Source organism: Yeguia hominis (assembly GCF_014384705.1).
In the GTDB taxonomy this organism is placed as follows: domain Bacteria; phylum Bacillota; class Clostridia; order Oscillospirales; family Acutalibacteraceae; genus Yeguia; species Yeguia hominis.
In genome coordinates this window covers 1-735 of record NZ_JACRSN010000061.1, presented here as the reverse complement: position 1 = coordinate 735, position 735 = coordinate 1, and the positions used below count along the sequence as shown (strand labels likewise).

Sequence of the window (735 nt, the reverse complement as noted above, 5' to 3'; positions counted from 1 at the left end):
TCGCCTTTGTAAGAATGGTACTTCTCCTTGGGACGTTTGCCAAACAGTCCAAGCTGATTCATGATTCGCTGGACACGCTTGTGATTTACCAGAAAGCCACGGTTCAGAAGCTCCCGATGCACCCTTCTTACGCCATATCGTTTCCTGTTCTCATTGAAAATGGAAACGATTTCAGACGATAGATCGGCGTTTCGTTCTCTGACTTTATCGGTTCTGCCAAGTTCATAATAATATGTCGACCTAGACAGCCCAATGGCATCCAGCAGATCATTCAGTCTGTGTCCTTCTTTGCGGAGTTCTTGGACGAGCGCAGCTTTTTCGCCTTGAGTTGCGCTGCGCATTTCTCTTCTCTCAAGGCAATCTCTTTTTTTACAACGGCAATCTCCGCTCTCAGACGTTCATTCTCTGCTCTGAGCCGAATCATCTCTTCTCGTTCCGATGGGGTCAGTTCTGCTGGCTCTTCTATTTTCTTCTTCATATCAGGCTCCTTGGGCGGTCGTCCTTTTCGTTGTGCTGCCAATCCTGGATACCCTTTCATTTTATAGCATCTGACCCATTGGTACAAGAGCCCCGCATTGATTCCAGCTGCAGTTGCTATTTCTGTATTTGATGCACCAGCAAGAACTTTTGCTACCAGCTCATATTTTTCTTCTGCTGTCCACACCTTGTTCTGATTTTTATGTTGCAGTGCTTCTGGACCACAAGCATCTTCTGTTCGAACCCAAATCCGAACCG

The 735-nt window shown here is 46.7% G+C and carries 2 protein-coding genes; both read right to left on the bottom strand.

Annotation, left to right across the window (positions count from 1 at the left end; genetic code table 11):
- Positions 1-341 (bottom strand): IS3 family transposase (locus IAG03_RS14675; protein WP_430472472.1); only part of this gene is annotated, 341 nt, incomplete at its 3' end.
- The coding region (locus IAG03_RS14090) for a transposase (RefSeq protein ID WP_249320747.1) at positions 272-735 on the bottom strand (464 nt) is incomplete at its 5' end. The genes IAG03_RS14090 and IAG03_RS14675, both read right to left, overlap by 70 nt.